The sequence below is a fragment of the Hanstruepera sp. CR43 genome (assembly GCF_055227665.1).
Genome location: NZ_CP200078.1, coordinates 1,014,266 through 1,037,697, shown reverse-complemented (window position 1 = coordinate 1,037,697; position 23,432 = coordinate 1,014,266). Strand labels below are relative to the sequence as shown.

Below are 23,432 nucleotides of genomic sequence, written 5' to 3'. Positions count from 1 at the left end.
TTAATTCCACCGTTATGGAATACATATTGAATTATCTTTGATTTTGAATTAAAAAAATAGCATTCATGTACAGAAGAATAGCCTTATTTTTCACACTGGTTTTTGGAATTTTTCAAATAACATTAGCACAGCAGACCGAAGCTTACACCAACGATTTGGTTGAGTATCAAAAAGCATTATCCCTCTATAATAATAATCAGTATCTCGCGGCACAATCATTATTTAGAAGCATCAAAAAAGATGCTGAAACAGATGCCTTGAAATCCGACTGTGATTACTATATCGCTAATTGTGCAGTGAGGCTCAATCAGCAAAATGCCGATAAACTGGTAGAGGATTTTGTTGAAAATTATCCAACAAGTACCAAACGCAATACCGCCTTTTTAGATGTTGCCGACTATTATTTTGTGAATGGCAAATATGCCTATGCTAAAAAATGGTATGATAAGGTTGATGAGAATTCTTTGGCAAGGAGTGAACGGGACAAATTTAGTTTCAACAATGGCTATGTAGCCTTTACTACAGGTGATTATAAAACGGCAAAGACTTATCTTTCCAGATTGGAAACATCCCAAAAATATGGTTCTCAAGCAAAATATTACATGGGTTTTATGGCCTATCAGGATGATGATTATAATCAAGCTAATGAATATTTTGATCAGGTAAGCGATCAGGAAAAATACAAGGAGAAGCTGTCATACTATCAAGCGGATTTAAATTTTAAACTTGGTAAGTTTGAAGAAGCTATCAAATTGGCTAAAGAACGTTTACCGGATAGCGACCCAAATGAAGTTTCTGAGCTCAATAAAATTATAGGTGAAAGCTATTTTAATCTAGAAAAATATGCCGAAGCTATTCCATATCTCAAGGAATTTAAAGGTAGACGTGGTAAATGGAACAATACGGACTACTATCAGTTGGGTTATGCCTATTATAAACAGGGCAATTATGAGGAGGCTATATCAGAGTTCAATAAAATAGTCGATGGTAATAATGGTGTGGCTCAAAATGCCTATTACCATTTGGGAGAAAGTTATGTGCATCTTGATAAAAAACAGGAGGCACTCAACGCCTTTAGAAATGCATCCCAAATGGATTTTGATCTGAAAATTCAGGAAGATGCATGGTTAAACTACGCCAAAATAAGTTATGAAATAGGGAATCCTTATCAATCAGTTCCTCAAGTGCTGACTTCTTATTTGGACAAGTATCCCGATACGGCTTACAAGGATGAAATAGAAACCCTATTGATAGATTCTTATATCACTTCAAAAAACTACAAGGAGGCATTAACCTTACTTGAAGGAAAACGCAGTTTTGAAAATAAGGTTGCTTATCAAAAAGTAGCATTTTATAGAGGGCTGGAATTGTACAACGAAGGCAATTACCAAGAAGCTAAAAATTTATTTGAGAAATCAATCAAGGAGCCACGGGATGATATGTATACGGCTCGTGCGACTTTTTGGAAAGCCGAAACCGATTATAATTTAACCAATTATGAAGATGCCTTAATTGGGTTCAAACAGTTTAAGCAACAAGCCAGTTCAACTGATACACCAGAGTATACAAATATTGATTATAATTTGGCTTACACGTATTTTAAGCAAAAGAATTACGCCCAATCAGGCGAACATTTTGATGCTTTTATTAGTCAGGTAAAGGAAGATGATATTCGTTTAAATGATGCCTATTTGAGATTAGGTGATGCGCATTTTGTATCGACAGAATATTCAGAAGCCATTCAGGCTTACGATCAGGCAGTCAAGTTAAATAAAGTCGATACCGATTATGCTTTTTTTCAAAAAACCTTGAGTCAGGGTTACGCCGGAAATACAAACCAAAAAATTTCAGGATTAGAGTCCTTTATTGAGAGATTTCCTAAATCTACATTGCGCGATGATGCCATGTATGAGTTAGGTAATTCTTATGTTAAAAAAGGCGAATCAGAGAAGGCCATTAAAATGTATGACCGACTGAACTCGGAATATCGTATGAGTGTTTTAACACCAAAAGCCCAATTGAGACAGGGGTTGATATATTATAATGCTCGAGATAATGAACGCGCGTTAAGTAAGTTTAAAACCGTGGCAACAAATTATCCAGGAACACCAGAAGCTAATCAGGCAGTTGCAACAGCACGATTGATTTATATTGATTTAGGACGTGTAAATGACTATGCATCTTGGGTAAAAACATTGGATTATGTGGATGTCACGGATGCTGACTTGGATAATACCACCTTTGAATCAGCCGAAAAAAAATATATTGAAAACAAAACGGATGATGCCATTCGTCAATTTAATGGCTATTTAAATGAATTCCCTCGAGGTATTCATGCCTTGCAGGCACATTTCTATTTGGCACAATTATATTTCAAAAAAGATTTAAAATCGAATGCGGGACCGCATTATAAAGCAGTTGTGGATGCCACCCAAAATGAATTTACTGAAGAAGCACTGTCTAGGCTATCGCAGATTTATTTGGAAAACAAAAATTGGAATGAAGCCATTCCTATTCTAAAACGATTGGAAGTGGAAGCCAGTTTTCCACAGAATGTCATTTTTGCCCAATCCAATTTAATGAAAGCCAATTACCAATTGGAAAAATATGATCAAGCTATTTCATATGCTGAAAAGGTTTTGTCGAATGGCAGCATTGATAATAAAATCAAAAGTGATGCGCATGTCATTATAGCCAGATCATCTATTAAGCAAGGAAACGAAGAACGCGCTAAAACGGCGTATGCAGAAGTAGAAAAAACAGCAACAGGAGAAACAGCTGCTGAAGCATTGTATTATAATGCGTATTTCAAACATCAATCTGGAAATTATGAAGCTTCCAATACAACGGTCCAACAATTAGCCAAAGACTTTTCGGGTTATAAATATTATTCTGCTAAAGGCTTGATCATTATGGCTAAAAACTATTATGCTTTGGAAGATGCTTTTCAGGCAACCTATATTTTAGAAAGTGTCATTGAAAATTTTCCAGATTTTGATGACGTGGTGGAGGAAGCACAAACCGAATTGAATACTATAAAATCCGAACAAGCTAAAACCAACGCATCTGTTCAAAGTGAAGATTAGTTCAAACAATTTTGAACAGAAAGAAAATCAAAAAAAGACATCAAACAAAAAACAAATCTATGCGTAAGCAAGTTTATCAAATCTTAATAGCGGTAACCGTTTTTTCAATTACAAATTCTTGGTCTCAAGAGCGCCCAAATGATACATTGGACACCAATGTTATTAATGTCGTAAAACCTTACGAGCCAACTATTTCCGATGCGTTTAAAGTCAAGGAAGAACCATCATTGGATGATGAAGTGACTACCACCAAAAAAGACATTCAGTATAATATTTTTTCCTTTCCAGTGGCTTCAACGTTCACCCCTGCCAAAGGTAAGGCAGCTGTAGTCGATAAGGAGAAACCACCTAAATTATATGATAACTATGCATCTTTGGGATTCGGAAATTATGTCAATATTCTAGGAGAATTATATCTCAATCATGCTTTATCAAGAACGGAAAGCGTTGGAGGCTACATTAGTCACCATTCATCGCAAGGTGGTATTGATGGGGTTTATTTAGATGATAGTTTTTACGATACTAAGTTGAACATTAACTATGCGCAAAACTTGAGGGACATGGCCTGGAATGTGGAGTTGGGAGGTCTGCATCAAAGTTATAATTGGTATGGTGTGCCCAAATCTATTTTTGAGAAATCTGATGTCGATCGCTTACCGGTTTTACACGAGTTTTACGGGGCACATGTGTCAGGTGATATCTCTTTTGAAGACTCATACATTAATTCAGGATCTGTATTTTTTAGACGCTTTGGAGATGATAAAGGTTCAGGAGAAAATAGGTTTAAGGCCCAGGCAACTGCAGATATTCCTATTTCTGATTTTGAAATAGCCACAGTTCTAAAAATTGATTATTTAGGTGGTTCATTTGATCGCAGTTATTATCTGGATGAAGAATTAAAATATGGTAACTTTAACATTGGTCTAGCACCAACTTACAGATTAACCCAAGATGATTTGACATTGGATTTGGGAGTGTCATTATATTATTTGAATGATACCGAATTAGGGGATAATAAATTCTATATCTATCCGAATGTTTCGGCCTCTTATCGCGTGGTTGATGAGGTGCTTATTGCCTATGGAGGTATTCAAGGAGGTTTGAACCAGAATAGTTACTACGACTTTGCCCAGGAGAATCCTTTTGTATCACCAACACTTTTTATAACACCAACTGATCAGCAGTACAATGCCTTTGTGGGACTTAAAGGGAAGCTGTCCAATAGCATGGGTTACAATATTAAAGGTGGTTATGTCGCAGAAAACAATAAAGCTTTGTTTTTGAATAACGATATTCTGGCTATGGGTGAAAGCTATACCTATGGGAATTCTTTTGGTGTGGTGTATGATGACGTATCTACCTTTTCCATTGGTGGCGAATTAAGTGTGGATGTCAGCCGAAATTTCACCTTGGGTATTCAAGGGGAGTATTTTATTTATGATGTCAGTGAACAACGTGAAGCTTGGAATTTACCAGACATCAAGGCCTCATTATTTATGGACTATCAAATTAATGAGAAATGGTTTGCAGGAGCTAATCTGTTTTATGTAGGAGAACGAAAAGATTATCTTTTCTATCCCAATCTAATCCAACCGTTTGAAGGCGTTGTGACATTGGATAGTTATTTTGATTTGAATGCGCATGTAGGGTACCATATTACCGATAGATTATCAGCTTATTTAAAAGGAAACAATCTGGCAAATCAAGACTATCAGCGCTGGCAAAATTTTGATGTTCAAGGTATTCAGTTGTTAGGTGGTGCCACTTATAAGTTTGATTTTTAAATTCCTGCGAAAGCAGGAATCTCATTGTCATTTCGAGTGTGGTCATTGAGGCAACTCGAAATGAAGTCGAGACATCTTAAATACATTAAAAAACGCTCAATTTTTGAGCGTTTTTTTGTTGTTACAAATATTAGTATTTTGCACACAGAATGCTTTAACCCCTATTATTCATGAAACACTATTACTTAATTTTATTTGCCCTTATTTCAATTAACTTTTCTCAAGCACAAATTATTGATATACCTGACGCCAATTTTAAGGATGCTTTATTACATGATAATGTGGCAACACTTCTCAATGGGATTGTCACAGATGTAGATGCTAATAATGATGGAGAAATACAGGTTTCAGAAGCAGAAAATGTAAGGAATTTAGATGTAAGATATAAACAAATTGTGTCATTGGAAGGGATACAGTATTTTTCAAATATGACAGCCATATATTGTTCAAATAATGATATTATCAATTTAGATTTTAGTGGTAATACATTGTTGACCTATATAGCTTGCGCCAATAATGAATTGGATTCAATTGATGTTAGTCAAAATTTAGATTTAAGGACTTTAATTTGCGATGGAAATAATTTAATTAATTTGGATGTTAGTAATAACTCCCAACTTGTTCATTTAAATTGTTCTGTTAACTGGTCACTTACAGGTTTAGAGGTCACTCAAAACCCTGATTTAAATTTTTTGAACATAAATTCGACAGATGTTTCTTCACTAGATTTAAGTAATAGCAGTAGTTTAAATGAATTAAGGGTAGTTGGTACTGGAATTGCAAATTTAGATGTAACACAATGCCTTAATTTAGTGATTTTATGGTGTGGTAGCAACTCAATTTCTAATTTAGATATCACAAACAACCCACTACTTGAAACATTAAGTTGTGAAAATAATCAAATTACAAGTCTGGATGTCAGTCAAAATCCTAATTTGAATTATTTAAGTTGTGGTTCAAACCTGATAAGTGAATTGGATGTATCAAATAATCTGTTACTTGAAACTTTTTACTCAAATTCTAATGGTCTTACAAGTATCGATGTTACTCAAAATCCTAATTTAACTCTTTTAAATTTAAACGCCAATGAATTAGAGAGTATAGACCTTTTTCAAAATATTAATTTGGAGCAATTATACTTAAATGATAATTCACTTTCGAGCCTCTATATAACAAATAATGGAGCCCTTGAAAAGCTTCAATGTAATAATAACCAATTAGTAGGTCTGTTTCTTAAAAATGGTTCAAGAATGTATGGCTCTACTAGTTTGAGCTTTGAGGGCAATCCTGATTTGAACTATATATGTATTGATGAAATTGAATTAAGTTACATTCAAAATTTTGTTGATGATTATGGTTTAACTGGTTGTGAATTGAACACGTACTGTTCATTTGTACCCGGAGGAACATATTATATTGTTGAAGGTGAAATTAACTTTGACATTGATTTAGATGGATGCGATATTGACGACTCTAGTATTCCAAATACCAAATTTAACATCCAGAGCGGCTCAATAGTAACGCAAACAATAGCCAATTACTCTGGAAATTATTTTATCCCATTGGTAACAGGTTCCCATACGCTTACTCCAATTTTTGAAAATTCAGATTACTTTGTATTTGCACCTGAAAGCATATCAGTTAATTTTCCCACAGAGACAAGCCCTTATAATCAAGATTTTTGTATCACAGCCAATGGTACCCATAATGATTTGGAAATCGTAATTCTTCCTGTGGAAGAAGCGCGTCCTGGATTTGATACGGATTATAAAATAATTTATAAAAATAAAGGCAATACCGTTATGTCAAATTCATTAGAATTTAGTTATAATGAAAATGCAGGACTTATGGAGTTAGTGTCATCTACACCAGTGGCAGATACACATGTTGATAATGTACTGACTTGGAATTTTACTGATTTGATGCCATTTGAAACCAGAGAGATTTTAGTAACCATGAATTTAAACTCACCAACTGATACACCACCACTGAATGGAGGTGATGATTTGGGTTTTGTAGCAAATATCTTTCCAATTGCTGATGATGAGTTGGCAGGGGATAATAATTTCCAACTAAAACAAGAAGTTGTTAACTCTTTCGACCCTAATGATAAAACTTGTTTGCAAGGTGAGACCATTGAACCAGAAGATGTTGGTAAATATGTACATTATTTAATCCGTTTTGAAAATACTGGAACGGCCAGTGCCGTAAACATTGTGGTCAAGGATGAAATAGATATGGCAAAATATGATGTGTCATCATTGATTCCATTGGATGGTAGCCACGATTTTGTAACGAGAATTAAGGATGATAATATTGTAGAGTTCATTTTTGAAGATATTAATCTACCATTTGATGATGCTAATAACGATGGCTATGTACTATTCAAAATAAAAACACTGGAGACTTTGGAATTGGGTGACACCTTTTCAAACGATGCCGAAATCTATTTTGATTACAATGCACCAATAATCACTAATGATGAGATGACAACCGTTGCTGAAAACTTGTCCGTTGGGGAAACTGAATTACAAAACTTAATAAACATCTATCCAAATCCAGCTTCAGATGTCATTAATTTAGAAAGTAGAACCAATTTGGAATCCATAACAGTCTATGACGTGCATGGGAGACAAATATTTACACAACTGATATCAACAAACCAAACACAAGTAAATGTCAGTCAGTTATCAAAAGGTGTCTATTTTTTGGATATAAAAACTGCCGATGGTGAACAAACGTCAAAATTCATCAAGCAATAATTTTGTCATTATGAAACAAGTTCTGAATCTAATAAAAATACTTAAAACGCTCAATATGAGCGTTTTTTAGTTGCCATAAATATTAGTATTTTGCATACACAATGCTCTAACCCTATTAATCATGAAGCACTATTCCTTAATTTTATTTGCCCTTATTTTATTTAACTTTTCTCAAGCGCAAATTGTCAATATTCCAGATGCTAATTTTAAATATTATCTTGTGAATTCGACTTGTGCAGATTTGGATAATGACGGTTATGCTGAATCGACTGTTGATACAAACAATGATGGTGAAATACAAATTTCTGAAGCAGAAGCGGTATATTCTTTGGAAGTCACGCAAGAATGTGTTGCAACTTCAATAATAGGGATAGAAGCATTTGTTAATTTAATAGAGTTTAAATGTTTGAACTCTTTAGTTATAAATCTTGATTTAAGCTTTATGACTAATATGCGACAAATAGAAATTTCTAATAACAATAATCTAATAGATATAAATTTAAGTGGGGTTGCAGCCATTAGTAGACACTTCTATTGTGATAACAATGTCAATTTAGAGAGTCTCAACATGATAAATTTAACAACTCTTGGGGGCACATTTTATTTCAATTCAAATAATTTAGTTTCAAATTTAGATTTGAGAAATCTTTTAACTATAGGTAATTATTTAGACATCACAGATAATCAGCCTACTGAGCCATTAAGTGTCAATCTTTCCAGTCTAACTAATGTAAACCTGATTACCGAAATATCTGATAATAATTTAGAAAACATAAATTTGGATAATTTAGAAACTATTCATGGTTTTTTTTTTAAAAATAATAGCACAATAACAGATTTAAATTTAGGTAGTTTGACTTCAAATGAATTGTATATGAGTTATTCTCAAGGTATTGAAATTTCATATAACAGCGACCTTGAAAACATTAATTTAGAAAATCTACAAAGTTCTATAGAAAGAGTATGGATACAAAGCATAGGAAATACTATGAGTGTAAATTTGAATAGTTTGATTAGTGTCCCATCGTCAATGTCTTTATTTTATGATTCTGACATTTTAAATTTACCAAACCTTAGCCATGTTAATTCATTGAGTATTAATGGACATAGAAGTGAAGTTAATTTAGAATCTTTGGAAACTGCTGGGAGTATTCATTTAAACTCTACAGATGAAAATTTAACATCTGTAAATTTGAGTAGTTTAGTAACAGTTGACAATATTAACTTAAATAATAATCATTTAGTAAATCTTGATTTAAACAATCTTATCTCTGTTGGATACTTAACGGCAAGAAATAATCACATAACAAGTATTGGTCTCAACAATCTTGAAGATGGTGAAATTCAATTGGGCGATAATCTTTTGAGTGATGTAGCATTACCAAATATAAATAATTTGATTTATTTGGATTTATCAAATAATCCATTAAATAGTTTAAACCTTTTTAATTCCTCAATCGGAACTTTAGTCCTTTCTAACTCTGGGTTTGATATGTTAGATTTTAGCAATGTTTTTATATCAAATTTAAGAATCTCTGATTGTACTAATTTAAACTATTTAAATCTAAAGAATGGGACAACATTGGATAATGCTACTTTTAATAATTTGCCCAACTTAAACTATATTTGTGTTGATAGCTATGAAAAGAATTATATTGATGAACAGCTTTCTATTTCCGGTATTCTAAACTGTGTTACAAATTCTTATTGTTCATTTGTGCCAGGAGGTGAATTTTACACCATTCAAGGAGAAAATAAATTAGATTTAGATGTCAATGGATGCGATTTTAATGATACTAGTTTTCCTTATTTTAAGCTTAGTATAACTAATGGTAGTGAAACAGGAGAAATAATCTCTAATTCAACTGGAGGGTATTCAATTCCCATTTTGGAAGGTGAACACGTCATCACACCTGTTCTGGAAAATCCAAATTATTATGCGGTTTCTCCAGAGAGTGTATCAATCAATTTCCCGTCTGAGTCAAGCCCCTATAATCAAGATTTTTGCATTACACCTAATGGCACGCATAATGATTTAGAAATCGTAATTATTCCTTTAGAAGAAGCTCGACCTGGATTTGATACGGATTATAAAGTAATTTACAAAAACAAGGGCAATACCGTTATGTCCAATTCATTAGAATTTAGTTATAATGAAAATGCTGGACTTATGGAGTTAGTGTCATCTACACCAGTAGCAGATACACATGTTGATAATGTACTGACTTGGAGTTTTACTGATTTGATGCCATTTGAAACCAAAGAGATTTTAGTAACCATGAATTTAAACTCACCAACGGATACACCACCCCTAAATGGAGGTGATGATTTGGGGTTTGTCGCAAATATCTTTCCAATAACTGGCGACGAAATCCCAGGGGATAATAATTTTCAACTAAAACAGGAAGTTGTCAACTCCTTTGATCCCAATGATAAAACCTGTCTGCAAGGTGAAACCATTGCGCCACAGGATGTTGGTAAATATGTGCATTATTTAATCCGTTTTGAAAATACTGGAACGGCCAGTGCCGTAAACATTGTGGTCAAGGATGAAATAGATATGGCAAAATATGATGTGTCATCATTGATTCCTTTGGATGGCAGCCACGATTTTGTAACGAGAATTAAGGATGATAATATTGTAGAGTTCATTTTTGAGGATATTAACCTACCATTTGATGATGCTAATAACGATGGCTATGTACTATTCAAAATAAAAACACTGGAGACTTTAGTATTGGGTGACACGTTTTCAAATGATGCCGAAATCTATTTTGATTACAATGCACCAATAATCACTAATGATGAGATGACAACCGTTGCTGAAAACTTGTCCGTTGAGGAAACTGAATTACAAAACTTAATAAACATCTATCCAAATCCAGCTTCAGATGTCCTTAATTTAGAAAGCCAAACCAATTTGAAATCCATAAATATTTATGATGTTCATGGGAGACAAATATTTACACAGCTGACATCGACAAACCAAACGCAAATAAATGTCAGTCAGTTATCCAAAGGAGTTTATTTTTTGAATATAAAAACTGCCAATGGTGAACAAACGTCAAAATTCATCAAGCAATAATTTTGTCATTCTGAACTTGTTTTAGAATCTAATAAAACACTTAAAACGCTCAATTTGAGCGTTTTTTTGTTGTTACAAATATTAGTATTTTGCATACTTAACACTATTATCATGAAGCATAATTACTTAATCCTAATTGCCCTCATTTCGTTTACATTTTCTCAAGCTCAAATTGTCAATATTCCAGATGCTAATTTTAAGAATGCTCTAGTGAATACCAATTGTGTTGATGTAAATGGGGATGGTGTTGGAGATTTAGATGCTGATACAAATGATGATGGGGAAATCCAAGTTTCTGAAGCGGAAACTGTTCTTAATTTATTATTGCCAGGTGCATATATTACAAATTTTGATGGCATTCAACATTTTCAATCTCTTGAATCTTTAGACGTGAGTTCTTCAAATAGTATCAGTGGTTTAGATTTATCAGGAAATGTTAATTTAAAAAAATTAAATACAAGTAATAATGGATCTTACTATTTAGATTTAAGTAATAACATTGTTTTAGAGGAATTGATTTGTAATAACAGTGGATTTAATAATTTTGACGTTACCAATAACCCTGAATTAAAGAAATTAGACTGCAGTAATATTGGGATTCCTTATCTGGACCTTTCTCAAAATAATTTATTAACGCATTTAAATGTTTCTCAAAACCCCTTAGAAGATTTAGACTTAAGTAACAATCTTATGTTAGAAGAATTAATACGATACTCTACCTTTTATTTAGGAGATATTAATTTAACTAATAATAATAATTTGAAGAAATTAGATTTGAGAGATAGTCAGGTTACCCAACTTGATGTAAGTAATATGGAGTTTTTAGAGGTTTTATTCTGTAGTCAAAATAATTTAACTAGTCTAGATGTTAGTAATAATCCAAGATTATTAGAATTAGCAATTAGTATAAATCCAATTGGATCAATAGATATATCTCAAAATCCACTATTAGAAAAGTTTTATGCTATTCAAAATGATTTTACAACAATAGATATATCTCAAAATACTTTGTTAGAAACACTATATATCTCAGCAGTAAATATTCAAATGTTAGATTTAAGCTCTAATGTAAATCTTATAGATTTGTCAATAAGAGATTCACAGATTGAATCATTGAACTTAAATAATTGTTCGGTTCTTGAGTGGTTAGTTATTAGAAATAATAGTGCTTTAGAGGTGGTTTATTTAAAAAACGGAGTGGATTTTTCTCAAAATTTTTCAATTGAATTAAATGGTAACTCAAATTTAAACTACATATGTTCCGATGATTTTAACAATGATTTCATACAAAATTTGATAGATAATGAAGGCTTAACAAATTGTGAGATCAATACGTATTGCTCATTTAATCCGGGAGGAACATATTATACAGTTCAAGGTAATAGTAGATTTGATTTAAATAATGATGGTTGTGATAATAATGATGAAGTGGTACCAATGCTTAATTTTTATATTACCGACCAAAATCAAGAACTATTTAGTGTATATATACCTGATGTAAATGGAAATCATTCAATACCCGTTTTAGAAGGGACTTATAATATTACTCCATTATTTGAAACCCCAAATTATTATCAAATTTATCCTGAATTTATAACAGTAAATTTCCCGACAGAATCAAGTCCCTTTAATCAAGATTTCTGTGTTATGGCCAATGGTATTCATAATGATTTAGAAATCGTAATTATTCCAGTGGAAGAAGCTCGCCCTGGATTTGACACAGATTACAAAATAATTTACAAAAACAAAGGCAATACCGTTATGTCCAATTCATTAGAATTTAGTTATAATGAAAATGCTGGACTTATGGAGTTAGTGTCATCTACACCAGTAGCAGATACACATGTTGGTAATGTACTGACTTGGAGTTTTACTGATTTGATGCCATTTGAAACCAGAGAGATTTTAGTAACCATGAATTTAAACTCACCAACGGATACACCACCCCTAAATGGAGGTGATTATTTGGGCTTTGTAGCGAATATTTTTCCAATTGCCGATGATGAATTAGTAGGTGATAATAATTTTCAACTAAAGCAGGTTGTCGTGAACTCTTTCGATCCTAATGACAAAACCTGTCTGCAAGGTGAGACCATTGAACCAGAAGATGTTGGCAAATATGTACATTACTTAATCCGTTTTGAAAATACAGGAACGGCCAGTGCGGTAAACATTGTGGTCAAGGATGAAATAGATATGACAAAATATGATGTGTCAACATTGATTCCATTAGATGGCAGCCACGATTTTGTAACGAGAATTAAGGATGATAATATTGTAGAGTTCATTTTTGAGGATATTAACCTACCATTTGATGATGCTAATAACGATGGCTATGTACTATTCAAAATAAAAACATTGGAGACTTTAGTATTGGGTGACACGTTTTCAAATGATGCCGAAATCTATTTTGATTACAATGCACCAATAATCACTAATGATGAGATGACAACCGTTGCTGAAAACTTGTCCGTTGAGGAAACTGAATTACAAAACTTAATAAATATCTATCCAAATCCAGCTTCAGATGTCATTAATATAGAAAGTAGAATCAATTTGGAATCTATAACGGTTTATGATGTTCATGGGAGACAAATAGTTACACAGCTCACATCAGCAAACCAAACACAAATAAATGTCAGTCAGTTATCAAAAGGAGTTTATTTTTTGAATATAGAAACTACCGATGGCGAACAAACTTCAAAGTTTGTAAAAAAGTAAGTGACTTATTATTATAAACGGACGTTGAGGTTCTCGAAACGTGTTTCGTAATCTTATTATCGTGTAGTGGTATCTCAATTTTTAATTATAATTGTTAATTTAGGGCAGATTTTGTAAATATCTATTCATGATAAAACGTATTCTGCCTTTAATTTTTTTAAGCATCTTGTCTTGTCAAAAAGAGAAACCACAGGTTGATGCCATTGTCATAAATGCCAACGTTTATACGCTTTTGGATAGCTATGATAAAGGCGAAGCGTTTGCTATAAAAGATGGGAAGTTTTTTGATCTAGCCTCATCAACAGAATTACAGGAAAAATACGCTGCGGACACCATAATAGATGCCGAAGGGCAAACTGTTCTACCCGGACTTATCGATGCACATGCCCATTTTTTAACCCTAGGGCAATTGCAAAAACAGGTCAACCTCATAGGAACCACAAGTTTTGATGACATGATTATACGTGTGTTGGATTTTCAAAAAGAACACAACATGCCATTTATAAAAGGCAGAGGCTGGGATCAAAACGATTGGGAAGATAAAAATATGCCTGATAAAACGCTTTTGGACAAATTGTTTCCTAATATCCCTGTGGCGCTTACGCGTATAGACGGCCATGCATCTTTTTGTAATCAAGCAGCATTAGATTTGGGAAAGGTCACAATTAACAGTACCATTGAAGGTGGTGAAGTGGAGGTAAAAGATGGAAAGTTAACGGGTATTCTTTTAGATAATGCCGAACAATTGGTTATGAATAATTGGCCAGAATTTAATCAGGAACAACTTATTGAAGCCCTTTTAGCAGCTCAAAAAATTTGTTTTGAAAATGGACTGACCACAATTTCAGATGCTGGACCTGATATTTTTACATCACCATGGATAGAAACTATTAACTTAATCGATAGCCTCCATAAATCAGGCGATTTGAAAATGAGACTTTATATGATGGTACCTGGTACAGAAACGAATTTGAATCATTATTTAAATACAGGAATTACCAAAACAGAACGGTTGAATGTCAGATCTTTCAAGTTTTATGCCGATGGTGCTTTAGGATCCAGAGGAGCGTTGTTACGTGAACCTTATTCTGACAAACAAGATGCCTACGGATTACCTGTGATGTCTTTAAATCACATAAAAAATTCTGCAAGTCGCATTGCAGATTCTGAATTTCAAATGAATACCCATGCCATAGGGGATTCTGCCAATCATCAGGTGTTATTGACCTACAAGGATGCCTTGTCAAGTAAACAGGACAGACGTTGGCGCATCGAGCATGCACAAGTAGTGTCACCAGAAGATTTTCAATATTTTGACAATATTTTGCCTTCTGTTCAGCCTACACATGCGACCAGTGATATGTATTGGGCGGAAGATCGCGTTGGTGAAGAACGTATTCATGGAGCTTATGCCTACAAAAAATTATTGGAGCATTATGGAAAAATTGCCTTGGGTACTGATTTTCCTGTGGAGCAAGTGAGTCCCTTTTTAACATTTTATGCTGCCGTTGCCAGACAAGATTTAGAGCATTATCCGGAAGGAGGCTTTCAAAAGGAAAATGGTTTGACACGTATGGAAGCTCTTAAGGGAATGACCATTTGGGCAGCATATTCCAATTTTGAAGAACAGGAAAAAGGCAGTATCGAAGTCGGTAAATGGGCTGATTTTATTATTATCGATAGAGATATTATGAAGGTGCCTATTGACGAAGTTCCAAATACAAAAGTATTGCAAACCTATGTTAATGGAGAAAGAGTAAATTAACAGTTCTGAAAAATATTATGAAAAGCGTTTTACTATTACTAATTCTACTATGTTGGCAAAATGGGTTTTCTCAATACAATGAAGACTGGGAACCTGCTGAAGTATATTTAAAAGATGGAAGTGTTCTAAAAGGAATGGCAAGAGTATCTGACCCATCTAAAAGTAAAGAAACATTAAGATTTTCGGAAGGCAAAAAAAAGCCGACTGTAACCATTAAAATTAATGATGTTGATAGCGTAATTTTTGAACTGCATTACAGGTCGAAGTCTAATGGTAAAAAATATGATAAAACAAGAACAGCAAAATTTGTAACATATTATAAAAATGATAAAAAAACTAAACAGGGATTTGCTGAATTAATTGTTGATGGGGAAATAAGACTTTTAAAAAGGACAATTGCATACTCGCAGAATAGAGCTTTTGGTACGTCCTACGATATGATTGAAGAAAGTTTATTGGTGCGAAACGATGAGATTCCTGAAGGGTTTCACAAATACACAGGTTTTAAAAAACGCGCCATTGAATATTTTAAAGATTGTCCAGATCTTGTAAATAAAATTGAAAATAATACCTTTGAGAAAAAAGATTTAGAAGCTGTTGTGACTTACTATAATGACAATTGTGCCAAATAATCAAAGTGCTCACCATCCATGATTTTTCCGCAGTTAAGTCCAACGCTTTTACAAGCCAAGAATAGGGTTTCAAAATCCAAATAAAGCCATTTCATGGGTGTTTCTTCCTCACCTTTATAACTTAAATAATAATCCAATTCGCCATAATAACCAGCGTTGGTATCAATCCATAAACCACCATCTTCATCTTGGTACATATATTGAATATCTGAAGAATCTATCAAAATTTGACCATTAGGTCTTAACAACGATTTTAAATGTTTTAAGTATTTGGCAACCTGATTAATTTCCTGAAAAATGCCAGTACCATTCATTAATAACAGAATGGTATCAAATTGTTCGCTTTCATCTAGTAAATCCAATTGTTGAACTTTCTTACATCCACGTTTTTGAGCAACTTCAACAGCGCCTTTTGAAATATCAATGGCTTTCACGTTCAGGCCCTTGTTTTGAAGATACAAACTATGAGATCCGGATCCACAACCCACATCCAAAATAGAGCCCTTGGCAAGCTGTAAGGCCTTTTGTTCTAATTTAGGCATATTCTTAAAATCTCTGAAGAGGTAGGGTAAAGGCAGTTCATCTTCATCCGAAATATTGGTTGCCGTTATAATATCTTCCGTATAATTATCGTGGTAATAATCCAATAAGGCTTTCCCAAAAAGATCTTTCATATTTTGTCATTCCTGCAAAGGCAGGAATCCATTTTTTATAATTAGTTTGACTATTTTTACAGCATGCAAGACTTTATTGATAATCTGCCACAGCTGGCCAAAGATAAACATAACGAGAATAAAGCCTTCTTTAAAAAACTAAAAAAGAAGCCACCCAAGCAACTAGATTATGTGATGCAGGAATTACATGATCAGGAGTTTCAAAAAACGGATTGTTTAGAATGTGCCAACTGTTGTAAAACGACTGGGCCTTTATTTACCGATAAGGATATTGAACGTATAGCCAAACATTTTAAAATGAAACCTCAAGATTTCATTGAGACGTATTTGCGAATCGATGAAGAGAATGACTATGTTTTGCAATCGGTTCCGTGTACTTTTTTAGGAGCAGATAATTATTGTAGCATTTATGATGTGAGACCCAAAGCGTGTAAAGAGTTTCCACATACTGATAGAAAGAAATTCCAACAGATATCTAATTTGACACTCAAAAATGTGGCTATTTGTCCAGCAGCTTTTAACATTGTTGAAGAAATGAAAAAAAGAATTAAATTGTAGAAAATATAGTAGGTATTCATGCAGGATTTAATTAATTATTTTGAAACCATCCCGTCACTTCATAGAAGTATCATTCTGGTAGGTGGTATTACCTTTTTTTGGTTGTTGGAAGGTTCGTTGCCATTATTCAAATTCAAATACAAAAAGTGGCAACATGCACTCCCTAACTTGTTTTTTACATTGACCACTATCATTATTAATTTTGCACTAGCTTTTTTACTACTTAACACCGCGGATTGGGTTTCGGTAAATGAATTTGGACTTATTAATTGGTTACCTGAAATGCCACTATGGCTTTACGTTTTGTTAGGTGTCTTATTGCTGGATTTTTTTGGTGCCTATTTAGCGCATTTTGTTGAACACAAGGTAAAACCTTTATGGATGGTGCATTTGGTTCATCATACAGACCATAATGTTGATACAACCACCGCCAACAGGCATCACCCCATTGAAAGTATTATTCGATTCGCGTTTACCTTGTTTGGGGTATTCGTTGTTGGGACACCTATAGGCATTGTCATGCTTTATCAATCATTATCTCTTGTAGCAACACAGTTTACGCATGCCAATATTAAAATGTCCAAACGAGTTGATAAACTCTTAAGTTATGTTCTTGTATCGCCGGATATGCATAAGGTGCATCATCATTATGTGTTGCCTTATACCGATTCGAACTATGGCAATATTTTTTCAATTTGGGACAGACTCTTTGGGACTTATATGGAATTGGATCGTGAAAAAATAGTTTATGGCGTAGATGTTTTTCCAGATGAAGAAGCCAATGGAAAAATTAGTGAGTTATTGAAACAACCCTTTCAAAAATATCAGAAGCCTACCATATATAATAGTAAACAATAGTTGCATTTTCTTTAGTTTTTAAGTTTATTTCACTTATCATTGCCTAACAATTAAAAAACCAAAAATGAAAATCTTCAAACTTGCCATGATGTTATGTGTAACATCTGTAATGGCACAAACTAACTACTTACCAGGAACAGTTACTACTTCAAACAATCAGGTAATACATGGAGAAATAAATTATCAAGACTGGAAAAAAACACCTGAAACAATTAGTTTTAAAAATGGTTCCAACGAAGCAACCTACAGACCAGAAGATTTATTAGCTTTTGGTGTTGTAGATGATAAATATATCAGTCATAAGGTAATTGTTGACGTGACGGAACAACGTTTGCAAAAAATGGATGAGACAACAAAGCCTGAATTTAAAGAAATGCATATTTTTTTGAATGTGCTTGTTGAAGGGAATCTAAGCCTCTACCATTTTTATGATACAAGAGATCATTTTTTTTATGGCAAAGATGGAGAAATAAAAGAATTAATCTATCGAGAATCCTTTTCAAAAAACAACGATAAAATTTTCAAATTGCGACAATATATAGGTCAGTTAAATCTTTTGATGAACGATTGTGGAAATGTCCGAGCCACTGAAAATTTAAAGTACAAAAGAAAAGATTTAATGAAAATTATAAGTGAATACAATAGTTGTACATCGTCAGGTAATGACAAAACGAATTATTACGTCAAAGAAACCAAAAAGGTAAAAAATAGATTTTATGCAACTGGAGGTTACTATTTTTCTAGCTTTAAGGTTAATAGTGATGTTAATCAGTTGGAAGACTTTGACAAAGGATCGGTTTCTAAATTCAATGTAGGTATAGCCTACGAATTAATTATTTCAAGAAAATTAGGTAAATGGTCCATGTTTACTGAATTGACTTATAGTCAGATTTCTGGCGAGCTAAATAATAAGACCAATAGTACTCAATTTATCATTTATAATCCTTTGCATGTTAATCATACGGTCCTAGATGCTTCTTTGTTATTTCGTTATAGTTTTGCTAAACCAGAAAAAAAGCTGTACCGTTTATTAATGCTGGATTAGGAAGAAGTCAAACCTTGTCTGAAGATTTTTTTGTGACAAGAAAAAATACATTTAATGGGTCTAGTGAAGATATACCACTTGAAACCATATCTGGAGGTTATTTTAATTTTGTTGTTGGAGTAGGCGTTCGATTTGATAAGTTTTCAGCTGAATTGAGATATATGGGATCAGAAAAAATTATAAATAATCCGGGATCCAATGGACTTTCCAATTTTGGGATTATGGTTGGATATCAGTTGTTTTGATTTGATGGGTACTTCTTGATTTTTAGTAATCTTATTAGCAAAAGTTTATTCATTCATCCTATTTTTTTGCCGTTTACAGATTAACTGCTATTTTAACTAGTTGATTTGTATATGTTTACCGTTTGGGATTCATTATGTGTTGTTTTAAACATATGGAATAATGATTGGGAAACTAACGTTTTATTTTGCTTTAGCTATTTGTTGTGCTACAGGAACTTGTTATCAAGCTTCAGCACAGTCAAGTCATATTGGATTAATTGAAAAAAATTCCAATATCAGTGCATCCGATATTTTTCACGATTTAAACCAGACAAAAGACACTTTATTGTTGCAAAGTAATAAGCCAATTACTTATGTGTATTCCATAAATTCTGATTACAAGCGAGAGATAGATTCCTATGTCAATAAAAATGAGTTTAAGCTTCCTCTGTCAGAACTTTCAAAGGGGAAACATGTTTTAGTGGTCAGTCAATCTTCAAAAAAGATTGTGTTCGTATTACACATTTATGACTCGAAAAACTTGACCTCTGTCGAGCGCACAAAACTATCCTATTCAGATAATTAATTATACAACAGGTACGGTTTCCGCATGTTGCGATAATCCTTTAAGCCTTCTGCCCAAGACGCTTTAATAGTTTCTTCAGTTAAACCATTTTCAATTTGATGCTGAAGTTTTTTAGTTCCTGCCAGTTTGGTAAAGAAGTCAATAAAAAATTCGTTTTGGTTTGCAGTGTTTTTGTAGGCTTGAATTAAATAACTTAAATCTAATCGATCTAATTTATTAGTATCACTCAAATCCATACCATAGCAAGCTTTACCCTCATGTTTGGGGTATTTTGCACCATCATTCGATTCGGGAGTATATTGAAATTTAAATATCTGGTTATTCAAGTAAGGACTGCCAAAAACCTGAAATTGTTTATCAGTCCCACGACCAGCATTGATATTAGTACCTTCAAAAAAACATAAGCTTGGATACAAATTGATTGCTACATCATTTGGTAAATTAGGTGAAGGTTTTATGGGTAAACTGTATGATGATTGATGTGTGTAATTTTTGCAGCTAATAATTTTTAAATCACATATCACATTATTTTTCAGCCACTTTTCACCATTAATCATTTGAGCATATTCACCTATGGTCAAACCGTGAACTACAGGTATTGGGTGCATACCAACAAAACTTTGGTGTTCAGGTTCTAAAATAGGGCCGTCAATGTAGTGCCCATTTGGGTTGGGCCTATCTAAAATCAACAGTGAAATGTCCTGTTCTGCACAAGCCTCCATAACATAATGTAAGGATGAAATGTAAGTATAGAAGCGGGCCCCAACATCCTGAATATCAAAAATAACTAAATCGATATCTGCCAGTTGTTCTTTAGATGGTTTTTTGTTCTTCCCATAAAGGGAAATAATCGGTAATCCCGTTTTGGTATCAATACCATCTTTTACGAGCTCACCGGCATCTGCGGTACCACGAAAACCGTGTTCTGGGGCAAATACTTTTACCACATCAACGTTTAAGGATACTAATGAATCTACTAAATGGGTGAAACCTGTTTCTTTAAAAATAACCGATGTTTGATTGGCAACAATCCCTACACGTTTACCGTTTAGTATTGACAGGTATTGCTCGGTACGGTTCGCACCTACAATGATCTCTATATTTTTTGGAACTTTTTTAGGATTTTCTTCAAAAGGTTTTTTATTGGAGGCTTGTTCCGTTTGCGAAAAGTTTCCACAGGAAATCAATGCCAAAACAAATAATAAAACAGTATTTTTGATTTTATAAAAACTTAATTGCGCCATTTGAACTTCGAGTATTTTACAGCTAAACGTATAATTGATAGTAAAGCGTATAAAAGTAGCGTTTCGGCACCAATAATAAAAATTGGTATTGCAGCTATTGCCATAGGTATGGTGGTCATGATGATTGCTATTGCTACAGGTATAGGCCTGCAACAAAAAATTCGGGATAAGGTTGTAGCCTTCAATGGCCATATTATGATTTCTAAATTTGGGAATAATAACTCCCAGGAAAGTGATGGATCCATATCACTGAATCAAGAATTTTATCCAGAGTTTAAAACGGTTGAAGGTGTTGATCACATTCAAGGGGTGGCTACTAAATTTGGAATCATCAGAACTGAAACCGATTTTGAGGCGGTTATTGTAAAAGGTGTTGGTACCGATTTCAAGTGGGATTATTTTCAGGAGTTTTTAGTGGCAGGTGAATTACCTAAATATACTGACACTTACAGTGAAGATGTATTGATATCCCAATACGTTGCCAATAGGCTAAAACTCAATTTGGGTGATACTATTCAAACCTACTTCCTACGCGAAGATTACAACAAACAACCACGAATTATTCCTTACAAAATAGTGGGGATTTACAATTCGGGTTTTCAGGAGTTTGATAAAACCTATATCATTTCAGATATCAAACATTTGCAGCGTCTGAATAAATGGGAAAATGATCAGGTTGGTCATTTTGAAGTTTTTGTTGCGAATTATGATGATTTGGACCAAGTTCAGAATGCTATTTATCAAAACACTCCTTCGGAACTTAATACGATTACTGTAGAACAGAAATTTGCCTCCATTTTTGAATGGATTAACATTTTTGACAAAAACATCTATGGTATTATTGGCATTATGATTTTGGTAGCAGGCATTAATATGATTACCGCTTTATTGGTTCTTATTCTGGAGCGTACGCAAATGATTGGAATCCTAAAGGCATTGGGAAGTAGTAACTTGGGCATCCGAAAAATATTTCTTTACAATGCATCCTATCTCATTGTTTTAGGATTGTTTTGGGGTAATCTTATAGGTTTGGGTATTCTGCTGGCTCAAAAATATTTCAAATTGTTCCCCTTAAATCCGGATGTGTATTACGTTACTGAAGCACCTGTCTATTTAAGTTTTGGTTATATGGTCGCTTTAAACATTGGTACCTTTATCATGTGTTTGCTCATGCTCATTGTCCCATCTTATGTTATTACCAAAATATCACCTGTCAAGGCTATGCGTTTTGAGTAGTCTTGTCATTGCGAGGAGCTAGCGACGTGGCAATCTCAAAATGGAGACATGTTTTAAATAACCACATCATTTCTTTACTTTTCTAACTTTTCCTGTAAATTTGCATCGCAAATATTTGACCATGAAATACGCTAAAAATATATTGGAAACTATTGGTAACACGCCTTTAGTTAAAATAAACAAGCTAACTGCTGAATTACCATGTTTGGTGCTGTCCAAATACGAAACCTTTAATCCAGGTAACTCGGTTAAAGACCGTATGGCTCTAAAAATGATTGAAGATGCTGAAGCCGATGGTCGCTTAAAACCAGGTGGGACCATAATTGAAGGTACTTCGGGTAATACGGGAATGGGCTTGGCATTGGCAGCCATTGTAAAAGGCTATAAGTGTATTTTTGTAATTTCAGACAAGCAGTCAAAAGAAAAAATGGATATCCTTCGTGCGGTTGGAGCCGAAGTGGTTGTGTGTCCAACGGATGTAGAACCAACAGACCCTCGCAGTTACTATTCAGTATCTAAACGTTTGGGAGAAGAAACACCAAATTCATGGTATGTCAATCAATATGACAATCCAAGCAATACCAAAGCACATTATGAAAGTACAGGTCCTGAAATCTGGGAACAGACCGATGGTAAAGTCACGCATTTTGTAGTTGGTGTTGGTACTGGTGGAACCATTTCAGGCGTGGGCAAATATTTAAAAGAACAAAACCCTAATATTAAGGTTTGGGGTGTAGATACCTATGGTAGTGTGTTTAAAAAATATCACGAAACAGGTATTTTTGATGAAAAAGAAATCTATCCGTATGTAACCGAAGGTATTGGTGAAGATATCCTACCAGAAAATGTGGATTTTTCCATTATTGATGGCTTTACCAAAGTAACCGATAAAGATGCTGCGATTTACACCCAGTTATTGGCTAAAGAAGAAGGGATGTTTTTAGGCAACTCGGCTGGTGCGGCTATAAAAGGGGTATTGCAGTTAAAGGAACATTTTGGTAAGGACGATGTGGTTGTGGTCTTATTTCACGATCACGGCAGTCGTTATGTAGGCAAAATGTTTAATAACGACTGGATGCGAAAAATGGGGTATATCGACTAGTTTTTTTGAAATCAGCTTGGTTAAATTTACATATTTTCCAGAATAGGGCATAAGCCACGCTGAATTATAG

16 protein-coding genes are annotated in these 23,432 nt (G+C 33.7%); 14 read left to right on the top strand and 2 right to left on the bottom strand.

Annotation, left to right across the window (positions count from 1 at the left end):
- Nucleotides 1-65: 65 nt before the first annotated feature.
- From ACKXGU_RS04605 to ACKXGU_RS04575, 7 genes are all read left to right on the top strand, one after another.
- Entirely contained in the window at nt 66-3,086 is a 3,021-nt protein-coding gene (locus ACKXGU_RS04605; RefSeq protein ID WP_463466880.1) for a tetratricopeptide repeat protein, read from the top strand.
- 59 nt (nt 3,087-3,145) lie between these two features.
- The gene (locus ACKXGU_RS04600; protein ID WP_463466879.1) at nt 3,146-4,870 is read left to right on the top strand and encodes a TonB-dependent receptor; all 1,725 of its coding nucleotides are present in this window, start codon (nt 3,146-3,148) and stop codon (nt 4,868-4,870) included.
- A 170-nt stretch (nt 4,871-5,040) separates the two neighbouring features.
- Nucleotides 5,041-7,632: a T9SS type A sorting domain-containing protein gene (locus ACKXGU_RS04595; RefSeq protein WP_463466878.1), complete on the top strand. Its 2,592-nt coding sequence runs from the start codon at nt 5,041-5,043 to the stop codon at nt 7,630-7,632.
- A 121-nt stretch (nt 7,633-7,753) separates the two neighbouring features.
- Nucleotides 7,754-10,717 carry a T9SS type A sorting domain-containing protein gene (locus tag ACKXGU_RS04590; protein ID WP_463466877.1) on the top strand — a complete coding sequence of 988 codons (2,964 nt, stop codon included), beginning with the start codon at nt 7,754-7,756 and terminating at the stop codon, nt 10,715-10,717.
- Nucleotides 10,718-10,828: 111 nt separating this feature from the next.
- Complete coding sequence (locus ACKXGU_RS04585; RefSeq protein WP_463466876.1) at nt 10,829-13,438, top strand: T9SS type A sorting domain-containing protein; 2,610 nt, start codon at nt 10,829-10,831, stop codon at nt 13,436-13,438.
- Between the two features lie 127 nt (nt 13,439-13,565).
- Nucleotides 13,566-15,203, top strand: a complete 1,638-nt coding sequence (locus ACKXGU_RS04580; protein WP_463466875.1) for an amidohydrolase — start codon at nt 13,566-13,568, stop codon at nt 15,201-15,203.
- 17 nt (nt 15,204-15,220) lie between these two features.
- Nucleotides 15,221-15,835 carry a hypothetical protein gene (locus ACKXGU_RS04575; protein WP_463466874.1) on the top strand — a complete coding sequence of 205 codons (615 nt, stop codon included), beginning with the start codon at nt 15,221-15,223 and terminating at the stop codon, nt 15,833-15,835.
- Here the strand turns inward: ACKXGU_RS04575 and ACKXGU_RS04570 are convergent.
- Nucleotides 15,811-16,509, bottom strand: coding sequence for a class I SAM-dependent methyltransferase (locus tag ACKXGU_RS04570; protein WP_463466873.1), 699 nt, complete (start codon nt 16,507-16,509; stop codon nt 15,811-15,813). The genes ACKXGU_RS04575 and ACKXGU_RS04570 overlap by 25 nt on opposite strands.
- Nucleotides 16,510-16,572: 63 nt before the next feature.
- Between ACKXGU_RS04570 and ACKXGU_RS04565 the strand changes: the two genes are divergently transcribed.
- From ACKXGU_RS04565 to ACKXGU_RS04545, 5 genes are all read left to right on the top strand, one after another.
- Nucleotides 16,573-17,067, top strand: a complete 495-nt coding sequence (locus ACKXGU_RS04565; protein WP_463466872.1) for a YkgJ family cysteine cluster protein — start codon at nt 16,573-16,575, stop codon at nt 17,065-17,067.
- Between the two features lie 18 nt (nt 17,068-17,085).
- Nucleotides 17,086-17,925, top strand: coding sequence for a sterol desaturase family protein (locus ACKXGU_RS04560; protein WP_463466871.1), 840 nt, complete (start codon nt 17,086-17,088; stop codon nt 17,923-17,925).
- Nucleotides 17,926-17,989: 64 nt separating this feature from the next.
- A complete protein-coding gene (locus tag ACKXGU_RS04555) occupies nt 17,990-18,970 on the top strand; it encodes a hypothetical protein (RefSeq protein ID WP_463466870.1) in 981 nt (326 codons plus the stop codon).
- A gap of 14 nt (nt 18,971-18,984) precedes the next feature.
- Nucleotides 18,985-19,215 (top strand): hypothetical protein, encoded by a 231-nt coding sequence (locus ACKXGU_RS04550; protein WP_463466869.1) that lies wholly within the window; start codon nt 18,985-18,987, stop codon nt 19,213-19,215.
- A gap of 160 nt (nt 19,216-19,375) precedes the next feature.
- Complete coding sequence (locus ACKXGU_RS04545; protein ID WP_463466868.1) at nt 19,376-19,780, top strand: hypothetical protein; 405 nt, start codon at nt 19,376-19,378, stop codon at nt 19,778-19,780.
- On the opposite strand, the gene ACKXGU_RS04540 is transcribed toward ACKXGU_RS04545, so the two are convergent.
- Nucleotides 19,777-21,024 carry an exo-beta-N-acetylmuramidase NamZ family protein gene (locus ACKXGU_RS04540; RefSeq protein ID WP_463466867.1) on the bottom strand — a complete coding sequence of 416 codons (1,248 nt, stop codon included), beginning with the start codon at nt 21,022-21,024 and terminating at the stop codon, nt 19,777-19,779. The genes ACKXGU_RS04545 and ACKXGU_RS04540 overlap by 4 nt on opposite strands.
- Here ACKXGU_RS04540 and ACKXGU_RS04535 point away from each other — a divergent pair, their 5' ends adjacent.
- Nucleotides 21,025-22,260, top strand: coding sequence for an ABC transporter permease (locus ACKXGU_RS04535; RefSeq protein ID WP_463466866.1), 1,236 nt, complete (start codon nt 21,025-21,027; stop codon nt 22,258-22,260). It begins immediately after the preceding gene.
- A gap of 121 nt (nt 22,261-22,381) precedes the next feature.
- A complete protein-coding gene (locus tag ACKXGU_RS04530) occupies nt 22,382-23,362 on the top strand; it encodes a PLP-dependent cysteine synthase family protein (RefSeq protein ID WP_463466865.1) in 981 nt (326 codons plus the stop codon).
- The last annotated feature ends 70 nt before the right edge of the window (nt 23,363-23,432 follow it).

Bases quoted from the DNA above. Each gene is read 5' to 3' on its own strand.
- ACKXGU_RS04580 (WP_463466875.1), top strand. From the start codon at position 13,566: ATGATAAAACGTATTCTGCCTTTAATTTTTTTAAGCATCTTGTCTTGT.
- ACKXGU_RS04605 (WP_463466880.1), top strand. From the start codon at position 66: ATGTACAGAAGAATAGCCTTATTTTTCACACTGGTTTTTGGAATTTTT.
- ACKXGU_RS04555 (WP_463466870.1), top strand. From the start codon at position 17,990: ATGAAAATCTTCAAACTTGCCATGATGTTATGTGTAACATCTGTAATG.
- ACKXGU_RS04590 (WP_463466877.1), top strand. From the start codon at position 7,754: ATGAAGCACTATTCCTTAATTTTATTTGCCCTTATTTTATTTAACTTT.
- ACKXGU_RS04530 (WP_463466865.1), top strand. From the start codon at position 22,382: ATGAAATACGCTAAAAATATATTGGAAACTATTGGTAACACGCCTTTA.
- ACKXGU_RS04595 (WP_463466878.1), top strand. From the start codon at position 5,041: ATGAAACACTATTACTTAATTTTATTTGCCCTTATTTCAATTAACTTT.
- ACKXGU_RS04585 (WP_463466876.1), top strand. From the start codon at position 10,829: ATGAAGCATAATTACTTAATCCTAATTGCCCTCATTTCGTTTACATTT.
- ACKXGU_RS04560 (WP_463466871.1), top strand. From the start codon at position 17,086: ATGCAGGATTTAATTAATTATTTTGAAACCATCCCGTCACTTCATAGA.
- ACKXGU_RS04575 (WP_463466874.1), top strand. From the start codon at position 15,221: ATGAAAAGCGTTTTACTATTACTAATTCTACTATGTTGGCAAAATGGG.
- ACKXGU_RS04600 (WP_463466879.1), top strand. From the start codon at position 3,146: ATGCGTAAGCAAGTTTATCAAATCTTAATAGCGGTAACCGTTTTTTCA.
- ACKXGU_RS04570 (WP_463466873.1), bottom strand. From the start codon at position 16,509: ATGAAAGATCTTTTTGGGAAAGCCTTATTGGATTATTACCACGATAAT.
- ACKXGU_RS04565 (WP_463466872.1), top strand. From the start codon at position 16,573: ATGCAAGACTTTATTGATAATCTGCCACAGCTGGCCAAAGATAAACAT.
- ACKXGU_RS04545 (WP_463466868.1), top strand. From the start codon at position 19,376: ATGATTGGGAAACTAACGTTTTATTTTGCTTTAGCTATTTGTTGTGCT.
- ACKXGU_RS04540 (WP_463466867.1), bottom strand. From the start codon at position 21,024: ATGGCGCAATTAAGTTTTTATAAAATCAAAAATACTGTTTTATTATTT.